This is a genomic window from Jeotgalicoccus aerolatus (genome assembly GCF_014635205.1).
Taxonomy (GTDB): domain Bacteria; phylum Bacillota; class Bacilli; order Staphylococcales; family Salinicoccaceae; genus Jeotgalicoccus; species Jeotgalicoccus aerolatus.
The window spans coordinates 841,626-857,972 of sequence record NZ_BMCN01000001.1 but is presented as its reverse complement, the minus strand read 5'-3'; the positions used below and the strand labels follow the sequence as shown (position 1 = coordinate 857,972).

Below are 16,347 nucleotides of genomic sequence, written 5' to 3'. Positions count from 1 at the left end.
CTCTATTATATAGATAAATATACAAATATGATAAAATATTTTTAAGATTCAGAATACCATTGCAGCGGGGGAGATTGAATGACGGGAGAAATGATTTTTGTCGCAATTATTATCATTCTAATGTTAATAGGTCTGTCATTTGAGGTCATTCGTGCTGATTTCTTAATATTTCTTGCACTTGTTATTTTTCTTTTAAGCGGTGTAATCAGCAGTGAACAAGCTTTAAAGGGCTTTTCTAACGAAGGGATGCTGACTGTCCTGCTCTTATTCATAGTTGCAGGAGCGATACAGAAGCATGGAATTATAGAAATGATTGTATACAGGCTGCTTGGAAAAGCAAAAGATGCCAGGAAAAGTATGATCAAGGTAACATTGCCGATTGGATTCGCATCAGGCTTTCTTAATAATACGCCAATAGTCGTCGCACTCACACCGATTATTAGAGACTGGGCCGTTGATAACGGCTTAAGTCCTTCCAAGTTTTTAATTCCGCTGTCATATATGACTATACTGGGCGGAACGATTACCATGATCGGGACGTCTACAACGCTTGTTGTGCACGGTCTTCTGCTCGGCAGCGGCATGGACGGCTTTTCATTTTTTACAACGACAGTTGTCGGAGTTCCGATTACAATTGCAGGAATTATTTATCTGTCTACAGTCGGTTACAAGTTGCTGCCTGAGCATCTTGGTGCAAAAGATCAAATCAGTCAGGAGACTAAAGAGTTTCTTGCCGAAGCAATAATAGAAGATAATTTTGAATATCAGAAGAACACAGTGACTGAGCTCGGTTCCAGTGTACTTGACGGCATTTATATTATAGAAATTATTAGAAATAACAGCAGAGTATATCCGGTTGCTGGTGATACGAAAATATTAACAGGGGATCATATTATATTCTCCGGTTCTCTAAATACCATTGGAAAAATACAAAAATTTAAAGGTGTAACGATTAAAACAGGGACAGAATTAACGCTCGATGATGTTAAAAATAAAGACAGTCATTTAGTCGAAGCGGTTGTTTCTCATAACTCATCACTGCTGAATAAAACTTTGAAACAAGCTAATTTTAAAGCACGCCACGATGCTGGTGTAATTGCAATACACCGCAATAATCAGAGGATTAAGAGCAGGGTAGGCGATATCGTTCTCAAAACGGGCGATACACTGCTGCTCTTAGCAGATAATGCATTTATCGAAAATAATAAATATTCATCGGACTTTTACGTCGTGAATGATGTGGCACCGCCAGAGAATTTAAATCAGGATATGAGAAAGGGCTGGATTGGTTTAATTGCGCTCATTTCTATGATTCTTACTGTCACACTTGGCTGGCTGTCAATGCTTGAAGCCATGCTGCTGCTCGTTGTCTTATTAATCGGTTTTAAGTTCATTACACCAAATGAAATAAAGAAGTTTGTCCAGTTTGATGTCATACTGCTGATTGCAAGCGCATTTGCTGTCGGTGAAGCGATGACAGAATCCGGGCTGGCACAATACATTGCGAGCGGACTCACAACGCTTGCAACACCGCTAGGAATACTGGGTGTGCTGGTGATCACTTATATAGTCACAAACATTTTCACGGAAATAATAACCAACAGTGCAGCAGCGGTACTGATGTTTCCAATTTCACTTGAAATTGCCAGTGTTTTAGGAATTGATTATATGGGACTGATTGTAACAGTTGCCATTGCAGCATCTGCCAGCTTTATGACGCCGATTGGCTATCAGACCAATTTAATTGTATATGGTCCCGGCGGTTATAAATTTACCGACTATGTTAAAGTCGGTGCACCGCTGTCTATTCTGACGATGATTATTGCCTGCTCTATTATTTATACTGTATGGTACTAAAGAAAATTGAAGAGGGAATATTATATTTCAACAAGGTTACAACTGTGTTACAATACTCTATGTATGAAATGAAAAGTCATCGTATATGGGGTTATAACTTGAAACATATAATATTAGCCGTCTTCGTATTACTGCTCGTCGGCTGCAATCAAAATGAAGAATTTTCTAAAGCAGATAATTTAGAATTCGCAGCAAAAACACATTTTACTATGAGTAATGTAGTTATATCGGCTGGCGGCAATAATTCAAATATATCAGCAAACAACACGCTTAACTTTAGCGGCCATAATGAAAATATATTAAAAAACACGATCAGCGGTTCAAATGAAACCAGTATTATTTCCCGCGGCATCATTGCAGAACAATTTAACGCAGCACATGATGATATCTTTAACGTCTGGGATCAGTATTTTACTCCGCTCTATAATGCTTATCAATACGACACACTTCAGATGACTGATGCCGCCGACGAAATAACCTCTTTAAACAACAGCTTTTCGGAGCTGCAAAAAGAAGTTGAAGGTATTGCAATACCGGAAAGTCTGACAAAGAGAGATCAACAGTATATACAAGAAATAAAAGATGATCTGCTGCTTGCTATCTCAAATCGTTCACTGGCAATTATTGAATTTAAATCAATGCTTGGCAGTGATGAAGTATCGCATCAGGAATTTTTAGATATTCATATTAATAATAGTGAAAAATACTTAAAAGAAGTTGAGGAAGGCAGTGCAAAATTGGCTCTGGAAAACGAAGAGCTCATCACTGTAAAATAATTTTTTAATCCCGTTTTTCGGGATTTTTTTATGTTTAATTTATAAGCTGACGGGAAGAGTAGTAAGCACAATAATTATTACAGGAGGAATGTAACAATGACCAAAAAAGTTGCTGTAATTATGACAGACTTAGTCGAAGATATTGAATATACAAGTCCGAAAGAACAAATAGAGAAAGCGGGACATGAAACAGTGCTGATTTCTCCGGACGGTTCAACAGTAGAAGGTAAAAAAGGCGGGAATTTCGAGGCAGACCTGTCAATTGGAGACGCTGAAGCTTCAGATTATGATGCATTGTTAATCCCAGGCGGATTTTCACCAGACAGTCTCCGCGGAGATAAGGAAGACAGATTTGGTAAATTCGCAAAACACTTTCTTGAAGAAGATAAACCAGTTTTCGCCATTTGTCACGGACCTCAGCTGTTAGTAGATACAGGATTATTAACAGACAGAAAGGTTACAAGTGTTAAAAATGTCAAAAATGATTTAATTAATGCTGGTGCTAAATGGGAAGACAGTGCACTTGCTGTTTGCAATAATCTTGCAACAAGCCGCACACCTGATGATCTTGATCAATTTAATGCAGAAATTACAAGACAATTAGGGTAAAATAAAATCAGGCTGCAGCAATTTGCTGCAGCCTGTTATTTATGGATTACTCTACTGTGATTGTACGTGCATCGGCAGCAGGATCACCGAAGCTGTCGAAGACAGCATAGGCAATAGTGTATTCTCCAGGAGTTTCACTATCGACTTCACCGGAAATATAAAGCTGATTACTGATATCTGTACCATCGACATCTATAACGCTGACTCCATCTTTTGGATCAAAAGATTCTCCAGCGCTGATGGTTAAATCATCTGTTCCTTCGAAGATAACGCTGCTGGATTCAGGAGATGATTCCGTAGTTTCTTCATCAGTATTGCCGAGTTGTGCTTCAGTCGGAGGCACGGGAGCGATTGGATCTGTTTCTGCTTGTGAAACGGTAATTTGACGTACGTATTCGTAGTAGCCGCCGCGTGAATTTTCAACGCGGTAGGATACGCTGTATGTACCTGGAGTATTAGTATCAACAGTATTATTTGTTACTTCTATATTATCTGTTATATTGCCGTCCTCATTGTCTAAAGCGTAAACACCTTCCAGCGGATCGAAATTATCACCTGTTTTAACATTTATATTATTTACACCTTTTAGTGCAGGTATATTGCCCGAATGGCTGGATATTTCTTCCTGCATGGTTGGACCATCGTAATTTTCATAAGCCTGGTCCGGAGACTGAGATGTCTCTGCTGTTTCAGTATTAACGAAATCGCCTGCAACCGGAGCAACGGGAAGGGCGCCAATTAAAAATTTTATGAGCGTATTTGTATTCATTTAATCACACCTTTAAGTTTACAATACTTTTTTTAATTTTAGCATACTTATTTATTAACGACCAAGAATAGTAAAGAGATGGAGTGGGAATTTTGACGTATATATTATTAGTAGTTGGCTTTATACTCCTGATTAAAGGTGCAGGATATTTTGTAGATGGAGCTTCGGCAATTGCCGGAAAACTGCATATTTCTCCAATGATTGTCGGGTTGACAATCGTATCGCTCGGTACAAGTGCACCGGAAGCAGTTGTCAGTATTATTGCTGCCCTCGAGGGCAATGGTGATATGGTTATCGGGAACGTTATCGGAAGTAATATTATAAATATTTCTCTGATGCTCGGGATAACAGTATTAGTATCACCTATAATTGTTCAAAAAGATACTCAAATTAGAGAGATTCCGTATTCATTGATTGCGGCTGTACTAGTGCTTATATTTATGTCTGACAGGCTGCTGTTTTCAGCTGAGGCCAGCGCGATCGGCCGTATTGATGGCATTATACTTTTAGCGGGTATTGCTTTATTCCTGTATTATACATTTGTTAAAGCACGACGCACGAGAGAATCGACTATGGATGACGAGGCAAAAGCGGCAGGCAACGATTCCAGCTGGACTAAAAATATTGCCTTGTTTGTTATCGGTCTGGCTGGTATTGTGTTCGGCGGTGATCTCGTTGTTGACAGCGCCTCTTCAATAGCTTTATCACTCGGCATGAGTCAGGCGCTTGTAGGATTGACGATTGTTGCGATTGGTACATCTCTGCCTGAATTAACGACATCAGTATCAGCAGCAATGAAAGGTGAGGCTGATATGGCTTTCGGCAACCTGATCGGCAGTAATATTTTTAATATAATGTTCGTTCTAGGTTTATCTGCAGTAATCAGCCCGCTGGGTGTCAGCGGTTCTTTATTTACAGATGTTTGGGTACTCATATTTATCTCCGCAGTACTTATGATTATCGCTTTGTGGAAAAACCAGCTGTCGCGTATTACAGGCGGCATACTGGTAAGTATGTATATTATATACCTTGTGTATATTATTATAAGAGGATAATTAAAAAATCCGCAGCTTCTCCTTTTTTACTTCAAAGGGAAGCTGCGGTTTCTTTTATTTTAAAATGCTTTTAAAAGTATTTTGATAAAGATTACTTATCTTCGTTATGCCATTTAGCAGCTAAAAGTGTGTTATTTAATACCATAGTGATTGTGAGTGGGCCAACGCCGCCTGGAACAGGAGTGATATAGCTTGCTACTTCTTTAGCTGATTCAAAATCAACATCTCCGACCAATTTTTCATCGACAACTGTATTGCCGACATCGATAACTACAGCGCCTTCTTTAAGGTCGGAACCTTTAATTAGGCCTGGTTTTCCTACAGCACTGACAACTACGTCAAAGTTTTTAAGTGATTCAACCATATCTTTCGTGCGTGAGTGCATTAATGTCACTGTTGCATTTTCATTCGTTAAAAGTTTTGCAACCGGCTGGCCGACGATGTGTGAACGTCCAACAACAGCAACAGTTTTACCTTCCAGAGATCCTGTATGTTTTAGTAATTCCATAATACCAAGCGGCGTGCATGGTACGAAAGTGCGCTGGCCAGTATATAAACGGCCGATATTTACTGGACTGAAGCCATCGACATCTTTGTGCGGTGCAATCGCTTCGAGTACTTTATTTTCATCTACTTGTTTTGGCAGCGGCACTTGAACGAGGATACCGTTCACATTGTCGTCCTGATTAAGCTTTTCAACTGCTGCCAGCACATCTTCTTCAGAAGTATCTTCATCTAAACGAACAATAGATGACTCCATGCCAATTTTTTCAGCAGCTTTGTTTTTTGAACGGACGTAGCTTAATGAAGCACCGTCGTTACCTACAATAACCACCGTAAGATTTGGTGTAATTCCCATCGATTTTAATTTTTCAACTTCATTTTGTAATCCGGCACGGTAATCCTTAGCAATTTCACGGCCGTTTAGTAATTCTGCAGTCATATTAAATATCCTCCCTAAAAGTTTGTCTATTCCATTATCTCGAAAAACATAAGAAAATGCTATAGATATAATTTAATATGAATATCGGGAAATTAGTAGTGTTAATCAATTTAAGTTATAATAATGTTAAGTTCATATTACATAAGTGTGACATTATGAAAGGGGAATAATTATGAACGTTGCAGTAATTGGCAAAGGCGGCAGAGAACATGCCATTGTCAAGATGTTGGCAAATGCCAGAAGTGTTAAAAATATCTTTGCAATACCGGGGAATGCGGGGATGAGAGAAATATGCGAGGTCATGTACCGCGTTGATGAGGATGATTTTGATGCAATTGCCGGTATATGTATTGAAAAGCAAGTGGATTGGGTCATCATTGGGGATGCAAAACCACTATCACTTGGACTGGCGGACTTCTTAACTGATGAATATGGCTTAACGGTTTTTGGTCCGCGTAAAAAAGAAGCACAGATGGAAACAAGTAAATCTTTTACTAAAAATCTGCTGAAAAAATATAATATACCTACAGCTGAATTTCAAGTGTTTGTGAATTATGATGCTGCTGAATCTTATATAAAAACTGCAGTACCGCCTTATGTAATAAAAAAAGACGGTCTGACAGAAGGTAAAGGTGTCGTTATTATACACAGTGTTGAAGAAGGGCTGGATGCCCTTAAAATACTAGGTGAACCGTCTAAAGACGGGGAGATGGAACCGCTCATATTCGAAGAATATTTAGAAGGCGAAGAATTCTCGCTGATGGTTATGGTAAATGAAGAGTATACGCATACTTTCGAAGTCATCGCGCAGGATCATAAAAGTGCCTTTGGCAAGAATAAGGGACCGAACACAGGAGGAATGGGTGCCTATGCACCAGTTACTCATATCAGTGAAGCGGTCAGGCAGGAAGCGATAGAGAAAATCATAGAACCGACTGCTTTAGCCATGGTTAAAGAAGGATTGAGTTATTTCGGAGTACTATATCTCGGTGCTATGCTGACAGACGATGGTGTTAAAGTTCTTGAATATAATGCGAGATTCGGAGATCCTGAAGCTCAGGTGCTGCTGTCGATGATCGACAGCGACTTTGCTTCCATACTTGAACATGTACAGAAAAAACAGCCAATGAAAATCGATTGGAAAGAAGGATACACAGTAGGTGTCATGCTGGCAACAGCGGGATATCCCTTTGAATATAAACGAGGCATAGGAATTTCTTTTACAGATGAAGTGATGGACCGAAGTTTTATAAGCGGACTCGCTCAAACTGAAGAAGGAGACTATATATCCTCAGGCGGCAGAATGATGCTTGTAACAGGTACAGGCATGACGATAAAAGAAGCATTGCAGGCAGCTTACGGCTGTGTCGATAAAATAGAATTTGATAAAGACGAGATTTTTTACAGGACAGACATCGCTCACAGAGCGATGCTAACAAATTAATAAAAGAGGCCGGCAAAGTGCAATGCACATCAAAGCCGGCCTCTTTACATGAGTAAAAGGCATTAAAATGATATAATAATGCCTTACTCTTACGTTAAAACTTAAGTATATGGATGAGTCGGATATCGGGAGATATCATGTATTATATTATTATCTGTTAATAACTTATATAACCGGAAATTTGAAGCTCAAACATAAATAAGCTGAAGAATGATTTTTATCGTTAAGTTTAATATAATAGGAACAATTGAGGTGACAGAATGATAGAGAAACTCAGGAATCGCAGTGAAGTGATTATCAGTTATATACTCGGTATATTTTTTATTATTTTAGGTCTTTTTATTTTATTCAACACCGGGCAAATTAGAAATGAAGAAGTATCTGTTCAGGAAGATAAAATCGAAACGATTTTTGATTTAATTAGTGCTTTCTTTTTAGAAGTATCGAATATGCTGTCAGCTATGATTGGAGGATTTCCGATTATAGCAGGAATTTTAATAATTTTGTTCGGACTGTTTATGTTTAAAGTCGGCTCATGGATAAAGACGACGACAAAGTACGATGTGCCGATTACATTTTTCTTTATCGGACTGTCACTTGTACTGTTTATTGTGACAACGATTTTGATGACTCAAGCATACGGACTATGGGCATTAATGTTTCTTCTTGCCTTTATTATTCATCTGCTGTTCAGTGTCTTTAATGAGTATTTGAATCCAGCTCACCGTAAAGAACATTATATGATTATTCTGCTGTTTTACGGTATAGCATATTTTCTGACGCAGAACGCTGTATATTCAAATATTGAATCGACGATTACTCCGACAGATGTACTGAGTATTAATCTGTTCTTTGCTATGGTCTGGGTATCTTCATTTATGGCGTTGTGGGTCGGAGTGTTTTTATTAAAAGCGAACAACCTGCTGAAAAAACCATCTGAGAATGATCCGGAAAAATTATCGAGGTTAAATAAAAAAAGCAGAAAAGCTGCTAAATTTACACCTGATCATTATTTAGGGTTTTCCGAAAAACTTTACGACTTCCGCAATAAGTTTTTAAATAAGCTGAAACAGTTTTTCGAGACTGATCTGCCTGCGTGGTTTAAAGTGAATTACATTGAAATTTTATTTGGCATTATCGTACTAATATTCGTCTTTTTAGAATTTAATAATCGCAACGGTGTGTTTGTTGAAGGATATTTCAGACTAAATGATATGCAGACCATTTACGAATGGGTGAATTTATTAATAACGTTAGTACTGGCACTTTTATACCTGTACTTTACGATTATGAATTTATTGAAAAATAAATATTATCACAGACAGATGATTGTAATTTTTATTCTGTGGCTGAATGTAACGGTCAGTTTGTATATTACATTGTTTAAAGATGTTGAATTATCTCTGTTCATACTGCCGTTCAATGTATTTTTAGTCCTTTTACTGACACCGCTCTTATTAATCAGCATTTTTAAAGAATTTAAAGGAGATGAAAATGATGGCTCAAATAGAAAAATATAACTATCAGGGACGGACTGACAATGAATCTGTACATGAACGAATTCATCAAATCATAAAGGAATATAAACAGGAAGAAAATGTGCCTGTTATAGCGGGATTCAGTTCAGATGAAGGCATCAGACGCAATAAAGGAACTGCAGGTGCGGCAGAAGGACCGTTTAAAGTACGAGAAAAAATGGCTTCTTATGCATACACAAAACCGCTGTATGATATCGGTACAGTGATTGGGACAGAGGATTTGGAACAGTCTCAGAAAGACTTGGGCAATGTCATATACGATATTTATAAAAACAACAGTTTCCCAGTAATTATAGGAGGCGGACATGAGACATTCTACGGTCATTATTTAGGGGCGAGAAAAGCCTTTAAAGGCAAGCTGGCAATTGTTAATCTGGATGCTCATTTTGATCTTCGCAATGAAAGGCCTTCATCAGGCACGATGTTTTATCAGATTTTATCCAGCGATGAACAAGTGGATTATTACTGCTTAGGTTTGCAGCCGCAAGGGAATACTCAAACACTGTATGATACTGCAGATGAATTTAATGTGAAATACCATTCAATTGATGAAGTCAGACAGACCGATGCAGTAAACGAAGTGATCGACGCTCTGTCAGATTACGATGCAGTTGTTTTAACGTTATGTATGGATTCTCTGCAGCAGGCTGCAGCACCTGGTGTCAGCGCACCAAGTCCTAATGGCTATACGGCAGAAGAGATACATGATTTGATAGCCAAATTTGCAGTGCTGGATAATTTGAAGAGTTTTGATGTTTCCGAAGTCTCTCCGCCCCTCGATATCGAAAATAGAACGAGTGCTATGGCGGCAAGTATTATTTATAAGTTTTTAACATCGAGAAAAGTGTTTTAAGTTCGAAAAAATAAAAAACGGGTATAGCATATAATATAAACTTGAAATTTGAAGGAGATATTAACTATGGCTGAACCATTAACAAATATAGAAATTGAAGAACGTGCAAAAGAAGCACGCGAACATGTAAAATCTAAAGCGACATATTCCGCATTAGCGGCAGCACTGCCTATACCGCTGCTTGATGTCGGGACAGATATGAAGCTGCTCAATGAGATTACCGGCGAGATAGAAGAAATATTCGGGATTACTCATGATGATGTGGCGAAATACAGCGATGATATGAAAACGAGAGCAGCTGTAATGATATCGAGTGTCGGAGGAGAGTTCGTCGCCCGTAAAACGATTGGCTACGCAGTAAATAAGATAAGTAAAAAGCAGCGTAAATCAGGCGGACGTTTCGGAGTCGTTCCTCTAGTTACACAAGGTTCAACAGCAATGATCAGTTACTTCCTGATGAAAAAGCTCGGCAATGATCATATCGACAAGTGCGTTTCTTATTTAAATTCAAAAAATATAGACAGTTCAATGCAGGAATCATAAAAGTGGTGTAAAATAAGTGTAATCATTGAGAAATTCACACTTAAAGGAGCAAACATAATGGAAACAAAGTCATTTCTAATTATCGACGAAACCGGGATTCATGCACGCCCGGCTACAATCTTAGTGCAGACGGCAACAAAATTCGAATCGGATATTGAACTCGAATACAACAGTAAAAAAGTAAACTTAAAATCAATAATGGGAGTAATGTCACTAGGCGTAGGAAAAGGCGCAGAAGTTACTATTTATGCAGACGGCAAAGATGATGCAGAAGCAATTGAAGCAATTTCTGAAACTTTATCTAGCGAAGGACTGACTGACTAATGCCGGAAATTATTACAGGTTTAAAATTGAGTGAAGGAATCGGCTTTGGAAGCATATTTATTTCCACAAGAGCAGAAATTGAAGTATCGGAAACGACAATCGACAAAGCTCAGGTTGATAAAGAAATATCAGCATACAAAGAAAGTATTCAGCACGCTCATATCCAGCTTCGTCAACTGAGAGAAAATGTGGGATCACATCTCGACGAAGACAGTGCAGCTATATTTGATGCGCATATTATGATGCTGGACGATCCTGGTTTTAATGAGCAGATCATTAACAACATTAATAATCTGTATAATGCGCAAAAAGCAATACAAGAGGCGGGGAAATCATATATAACCAAGTTTGAATCTCTCGACTCAGAGTATATGAAAGCCCGCGCACTTGATGTTAAAGACATCTGTATGCGTTTAATAGCAAACATACAAGGTGTGGCATTGACAGATTTAACTGAGGTGGATCAGCCTGTAGTAGTTGTAGCCGATGAGTTGACACCATCAGCTTCAGCGCAGTTGGACAGTAAGTATGTTAAAGGTATTATTACCGCTAACGGCGGGACGACGAGCCACTCGGCAATTATTGCCCGCAGTTTAAATATACCTGCAGTATCCGGAATCTCTAATATTATCTCTAAAGTCAGACACGGAGATAATGTCATTATTGACGGTTACAGCGGTGATGTCATTCTGGAACCGACTGAAGTAGAAATGGCTGCTTACAGTGAGAAACAAAAGGCCCAGGAAGAGCGGGAAGAAAAATTAAAAGATTATATCGGTAAGGAGTCAAAAACTCTTGATGGTATTAATATCCGCTTATTTGCTAATATTAAAGGACCTGAAGATATTAATGATGTGACGGATAATGATGCCGAAGGTGTTGGACTTTATCGTACTGAATTTCTTTATATGAATAGAATGAACTTGCCTTCAGAAGAAGAGCAGTTCGAAGCGTATAAAACAGTTCTGTCAGAAACGGCTGACAAACCTGTGATTATACGCACGCTTGATATTGGCGGAGATAAGGAACTGTCTTATTTAAATTTACCTAAAGAAAGTAATCCATTTTTAGGGGAGCGGTCGATTCGATTTCTTTTAAAAAATGAAGAAATTTTTAGAACGCAGCTGCGTGCACTGGTTCGTGCCAGTGAACACGGCAATTTAAAAGTAATGTTCCCGATGGTAACAACAATCGATGAGTTTAACAGAGCAAAAGCATTGCTAATTGAAGAAAAACAACAATTCGAAGCTGAAAATGATCTAGAATTGAGTGATATTGCTGTAGGTATAATGGTCGAAACACCTTCAGCAGCGATGATCAGTGATCAGCTGGCGAAACATGTGGACTTTTTCTCTATCGGTACAAATGATTTAATTCAGTACACGATGGCAGCTGACCGTCTGAACGATCAAGTCAGTGATTTATATCAGCCGTATCATCCAAGCGTGCTTGGTTTAATTAAAAAAGTAATAGACAGCGGCCGAAGCAATAATAAATGGGTCGGTGTCTGTGGTGAAATGGCGTGCGACTTTAAGTCGATTGCACTGCTCATCGGTTTCGGGATTGATGAACTCTCAGTTAGTCCGAAAAGCCTGCTGTCAATCCGGGAGTATGTTTCCGGAATTAAAAAAACGGATATGGAACATCTGAGTGAAGAAGTATTGTCTTGTGACAGTGCGGAAGATGTACTTTATTTAATCGAGGAACACTTAAACTTAACTTAATCTTAAATATTGTATAGTACACTGGACATGCAGAAGTTTTCTGCATGTCTTTTTTACTAAATGATGAAGGGAAGTATATACATGAAGCAAGAAAGCCGTAAACCTGCAGTTTTATTTTTATCACTGCCGATACTCGCATGGGCATTCTTTGATTTTGCCAACACAATATTCTCCGCAAACATTGTTACTTTGTTTTTCCCGCAATACATAACAGAAATAATCGGCACTGATGAACGGCTGGAACAAATATCATCTACAGTTATCGCATATGCCAATGCAGGCAGTGCTTTGCTGCTTATATTATTTTCACCATTATTCGGAGTGCTTATGGACAGATCGGGGAAACGTAAAAAGTATATAATTATTTTTACACTTCTTACAGTTGCTGCCTCGATATTAATGGGTCTTTTTGGCGGTATGAATACAGGGACTATACTTGGTATTCCAAACGGTCTGTTTTTAACGATTATGCTTTTCGTATTTGCTAAATTCACATATGGCTCAGGCAACGTTTTTTACGACGGTATGCTGTCGTCACTCGGTAATAAAAAAGAAGTGCCGTTAATTTCAGGGTTCGGAGTATCGCTCGGTTACTTAGGGACTTTGTTTGGTATCTTTTCAGTTCTCTTAATCGTCGGTGACAGCGGTATTCATAATGCATTCTGGCTGAGCGGAATACTATTCCTGATTTTTGCCCTGCCATTATTTTTAATTAATAAGGACCCGGCTCAAAAAGTTAAACCTAAGCAAAATTTCTTAAAAGGTTATAAAGATATTTACCATACTTTTAAAGAAGCGAGAAAATATCCTTCTATCTTCTTTTTTATGATTGCGTATTTCTTCGTTAATGATGCTTTGGCAACAGCAATTGCTATGATGCAGCCCTATGCAACGACGGTTGTAGGTTTTGAGTCGGGTGTTTTTCTAATTGTATTTATGGTTGCGACACTGTTTAGTATTGTCGGTGCGCTTGTATTTGGTTTTATCAATCAAAAGTACGGTTCAAAACCGACATTCAGTATAATCGGACTCTTGCTCGCGGTTGCGATTACTATCGCTGCAATTCCGCTGCCGATGTGGACATTCTGGATAGCAGCAAGCTTATTTGGAATAGCGATGGGTTCTGTCTGGGTAGTCTCCCGGACGATTATTATTGAATTATCACCGGTTGGAAAAGAAGGACAATTCTTTGGTCTGTTTGCTTTCAGTGCCAAAATGAGTGCTATAGCAGGACCTTTTATTTACGGAACAATTACACTCGTCTTGAGTGACTTAGGTACAGTCGCGTCACGTATTGCTATAACGAGTCTTTTACTGATGGTAATTATCGGCTTGTACTTCCACAGCAAAGTCAATATAAGTGACACTAATCCGCAAGCTTAAAAATTTGTTTGTTAAATTATTCACAAATATGTCACTAAATTATATACCTTCTTATTTAATAGACTGGACTAAAACAGTTATAATGGTTGTATGAATATGGGGTGAGTTTAGATGGATGAAGTATTAATAGGCAGAGTACTGACTGGTATGACTTTAGGGTTTCATATCATATTTGCCACAATCGGCGTCGGTGTTCCAATTGTATTTATGGTTCTTGAATTTTTAGGGTTGAGGAAAAACGATGCACACTATTTAACTATGGCACGCCGTATTGCAAAAGGTTATACAGTAACAGTTGCAGTGGGTGTAGTGACCGGTACCATTATCGGTTTGCAGCTGTCATTAATCTGGCCTGACTTTATGAGACTCGGCGGACAGATTATTGCCTTGCCGTTATTTATGGAAACTTTTGCATTTTTCTTTGAAGCGATTTTCTTAGGAATATATTTATATACGTGGGACCGTTTTAAAAATCGGTGGTATCACTGGCTGTTAAACATACCAATTGTTGTCGGTTCTACGTTGTCAGCTGTATTTATAACGACAGTGAACTCGTTTATGAATACGCCGGCAGGATTTGATTTTGAAGGCGGGGAATTGCTAAACATTGATCCTTTGGCAGCAATGTTTAACCCATCTTCATGGGTGCGGGTATTTCACGTCGTCGTTACAGCCTATATGACCATTGCCTTTCTTATGGGAACGATCAGTGCTGTCAAACTCCTTAGATCGACACATCAGCAAGATAAGTCGTATCACAAAAAAGGTTTAAAAGTAATGATGTCAATCGGTGTAATAATGGCTGCTTTGACAATCCTTGCAGGTGACTTTTCAGCTAAGTTTCTTCACGAAAATCAGCCGGAAAAGCTGGCGGCTTTCGAATGGCACTTTGAAACTGAAGAGAGAGCCGATCTAGTACTTTTCGGTATACTCGATGAGGAAACACAGGAAGTTAAATATGAACTGAGAATCCCATGGGCGCTTAGTTTCCTGGCAGATAATTCATTTGATACAGAAGTGACAGGTCTAAATGATATACCTGAAGATGAACGGCCGCCTCTGATCATCCACTATTTCTTTGATTTGATGGTATTCTTTGGCATGTACGGCCTCGGTGTCGCAGCAGTTTACTTTATCGTTAAGTTTACGAAGCGCTGGACGAAACTGAACGAGCATCATCCGGGACTTTTATATCTGTACGCTCTCGCAGGACCGCTCAGTTTCCTGGCGATAGAAGCAGGCTGGTTCCTGGCTGAAATGGGCCGGCAGCCTTGGATCATCAGAGGTTATATGAGAGTATCAGAAGCGGTCACTCAGGCAGATGGCCTCGGTATAACGCTGATTGCATTTGCAGTGTTATATACAGTTCTCGGCATCACTTGTATATACGTTCTGTTAAGGATGTTTAAAGGCCAATCTGCTGAAGCGGACCAGCTGAAGTGGTACGGTGAATCCGGCAATGTATATAAAGGCGAAGGAGGTCGTTTATCATGAGCCTTGATTATGAAATAATCGGTATAACGGTTCTGTGGACATTTTTATACCTCTACGTCATTATTGCTTCGATTGACTTTGGAGCAGGATTCTTCAACTTCTACTCAAAACTTACAGGCGATGATAATATCATCAGTCCAATAATTGCCCGTTATTTGAGTCCGGTATGGGAGACGACAAATGTATTTTTTGTTTTCTTCTTTGTCGGCATTGTGGGATTTTATCCGGATACTGCTTATTATTTAGGCACGACACTCTTAATTCCTGGATCACTTGCTTTGATACTGATGTCGATACGCGGTTCATATTATGCATTTAACTCAAATAATAAAGAAAGCAAACTATCATGGTCGGCATTATATGGTATTACAGGACTATTAATTCCGGCATCACTTTCAGTCGCTCTCGTTATTTCAGAAGGCGGATATATTGAAGAAACTGCAACGGGCATCGACTTGAATTTCACAGACTTGATATTAAGCACCTATGGCTGGTCAGTCGTATTTCTGGCAATTATTTCAGTGCTCTATATATCGAGCGGTTTCTTGACATATTATGCATCAAAAGCTGAAGATAAAAGAGCCAGTGACTTAACCAGAACATGGTTTTTAATCTGGACATTGCCAACGCTCGTAATTACTCAGTTCACATTTTTAGGACTGAGATCACATAACTACGAACACTTTGTCAGTGCGCAGAATTACTGGTACTTATTCGGTTTAAGCCTGCTGGCCATGCTTGTTGCAGTATTCTTAATATGGAAACGCCGCAACTACGGTACAGCTTTTATTATGATTATGCTGCAGTACGGTTTTGCATTTTACGGTTACGGTATCAGTAAACTACCGTACATTCTTTACCCGTATATTAATATTAATGACTCTGTCGTCAATGAAAATATGGCATTTGCATTGACAGCAGTCTTTGTATTAGGTTTACTATTATTAATTCCATCATTAATCCTGCTTGCGAGATTGTTCTTGTTTGATAAGGACTATGTTAAAGGGAATAAAAAATCTTAGTAACATACAGAAT

At 38.8% G+C, this 16,347-nt stretch carries 15 protein-coding genes; 13 read left to right on the top strand and 2 right to left on the bottom strand.

From position 1 onward, the window contains the following. The first annotated feature begins 78 nt into the window (after window positions 1-78). The 3 genes from IEU81_RS04365 (at window position 79) to IEU81_RS04355 (ending at window position 3,242) form a co-directional block, all read left to right on the top strand. Window positions 79-1,857 carry an SLC13 family permease gene (locus IEU81_RS04365; RefSeq protein WP_186090454.1) on the top strand — a complete coding sequence of 593 codons (1,779 nt, stop codon included), beginning with the start codon at window positions 79-81 and terminating at the stop codon, window positions 1,855-1,857. Window positions 1,858-1,955: 98 nt separating this feature from the next. Beyond that, window positions 1,956-2,633 (top strand): hypothetical protein, encoded by a 678-nt coding sequence (locus IEU81_RS04360; RefSeq protein ID WP_186090452.1) that lies wholly within the window; start codon window positions 1,956-1,958, stop codon window positions 2,631-2,633. A 96-nt stretch (window positions 2,634-2,729) separates the two neighbouring features. Then, on the top strand, window positions 2,730-3,242 hold the full coding sequence (locus IEU81_RS04355) for a type 1 glutamine amidotransferase domain-containing protein (RefSeq protein WP_092595111.1): 513 nt from the start codon (window positions 2,730-2,732) through the stop codon (window positions 3,240-3,242). A 46-nt stretch (window positions 3,243-3,288) separates the two neighbouring features. On the opposite strand, the gene IEU81_RS04350 is transcribed toward IEU81_RS04355, so the two are convergent. Continuing rightward, a complete protein-coding gene (locus tag IEU81_RS04350) occupies window positions 3,289-4,011 on the bottom strand; it encodes an immunoglobulin-like domain-containing protein (RefSeq protein WP_092595113.1) in 723 nt (240 codons plus the stop codon). A gap of 92 nt (window positions 4,012-4,103) precedes the next feature. Here IEU81_RS04350 and IEU81_RS04345 point away from each other — a divergent pair, with 92 nt between their 5' ends. Next, on the top strand, window positions 4,104-5,066 hold the full coding sequence (locus IEU81_RS04345) for a calcium/sodium antiporter (protein WP_186090450.1): 963 nt from the start codon (window positions 4,104-4,106) through the stop codon (window positions 5,064-5,066). A gap of 91 nt (window positions 5,067-5,157) precedes the next feature. Here the strand turns inward: IEU81_RS04345 and IEU81_RS04340 are convergent, their stop codons facing one another. Then, window positions 5,158-6,009, bottom strand: coding sequence for a bifunctional 5,10-methylenetetrahydrofolate dehydrogenase/5,10-methenyltetrahydrofolate cyclohydrolase (locus tag IEU81_RS04340; protein ID WP_092595117.1), 852 nt, complete (start codon window positions 6,007-6,009; stop codon window positions 5,158-5,160). A 172-nt stretch (window positions 6,010-6,181) separates the two neighbouring features. Between IEU81_RS04340 and purD the strand changes: the two genes are divergently transcribed. From purD to IEU81_RS04295, 9 genes are all read left to right on the top strand, one after another. After that, window positions 6,182-7,453, top strand: a complete 1,272-nt coding sequence (gene purD, locus IEU81_RS04335) for a phosphoribosylamine--glycine ligase (protein ID WP_186090448.1) — start codon at window positions 6,182-6,184, stop codon at window positions 7,451-7,453. A gap of 260 nt (window positions 7,454-7,713) precedes the next feature. After that, the gene (gene auxA / locus IEU81_RS04330; protein ID WP_231957171.1) at window positions 7,714-8,973 is read left to right on the top strand and encodes a lipoteichoic acid stability factor AuxA; all 1,260 of its coding nucleotides are present in this window, start codon (window positions 7,714-7,716) and stop codon (window positions 8,971-8,973) included. Next, entirely contained in the window at window positions 8,951-9,844 is an 894-nt protein-coding gene (locus IEU81_RS04325) for a formimidoylglutamase (RefSeq protein ID WP_092595121.1), read from the top strand. Before auxA ends, IEU81_RS04325 begins: the two co-directional genes overlap by 23 nt. Before the next feature lie 66 nt (window positions 9,845-9,910). Further along, window positions 9,911-10,387, top strand: a complete 477-nt coding sequence (locus IEU81_RS04320; protein WP_092595123.1) for a hypothetical protein — start codon at window positions 9,911-9,913, stop codon at window positions 10,385-10,387. Window positions 10,388-10,444: 57 nt separating this feature from the next. Continuing rightward, window positions 10,445-10,711 carry a phosphocarrier protein HPr gene (locus tag IEU81_RS04315; RefSeq protein ID WP_092595125.1) on the top strand — a complete coding sequence of 89 codons (267 nt, stop codon included), beginning with the start codon at window positions 10,445-10,447 and terminating at the stop codon, window positions 10,709-10,711. Beyond that, a complete protein-coding gene (ptsP, locus tag IEU81_RS04310; RefSeq protein WP_186090447.1) occupies window positions 10,711-12,435 on the top strand; it encodes a phosphoenolpyruvate--protein phosphotransferase in 1,725 nt (574 codons plus the stop codon). The genes IEU81_RS04315 and ptsP overlap by 1 nt, the downstream gene beginning before the upstream one ends. Before the next feature lie 81 nt (window positions 12,436-12,516). After that, window positions 12,517-13,818, top strand: a complete 1,302-nt coding sequence (locus IEU81_RS04305) for an MFS transporter (RefSeq protein WP_092595129.1) — start codon at window positions 12,517-12,519, stop codon at window positions 13,816-13,818. A gap of 111 nt (window positions 13,819-13,929) precedes the next feature. Beyond that, window positions 13,930-15,312, top strand: a complete 1,383-nt coding sequence (locus IEU81_RS04300; protein ID WP_186090445.1) for a cytochrome ubiquinol oxidase subunit I — start codon at window positions 13,930-13,932, stop codon at window positions 15,310-15,312. Further along, window positions 15,309-16,334, top strand: a complete 1,026-nt coding sequence (locus tag IEU81_RS04295; protein WP_092595133.1) for a cytochrome d ubiquinol oxidase subunit II — start codon at window positions 15,309-15,311, stop codon at window positions 16,332-16,334. Before IEU81_RS04300 ends, IEU81_RS04295 begins: the two co-directional genes overlap by 4 nt. Window positions 16,335-16,347: the final 13 nt, after the last annotated feature.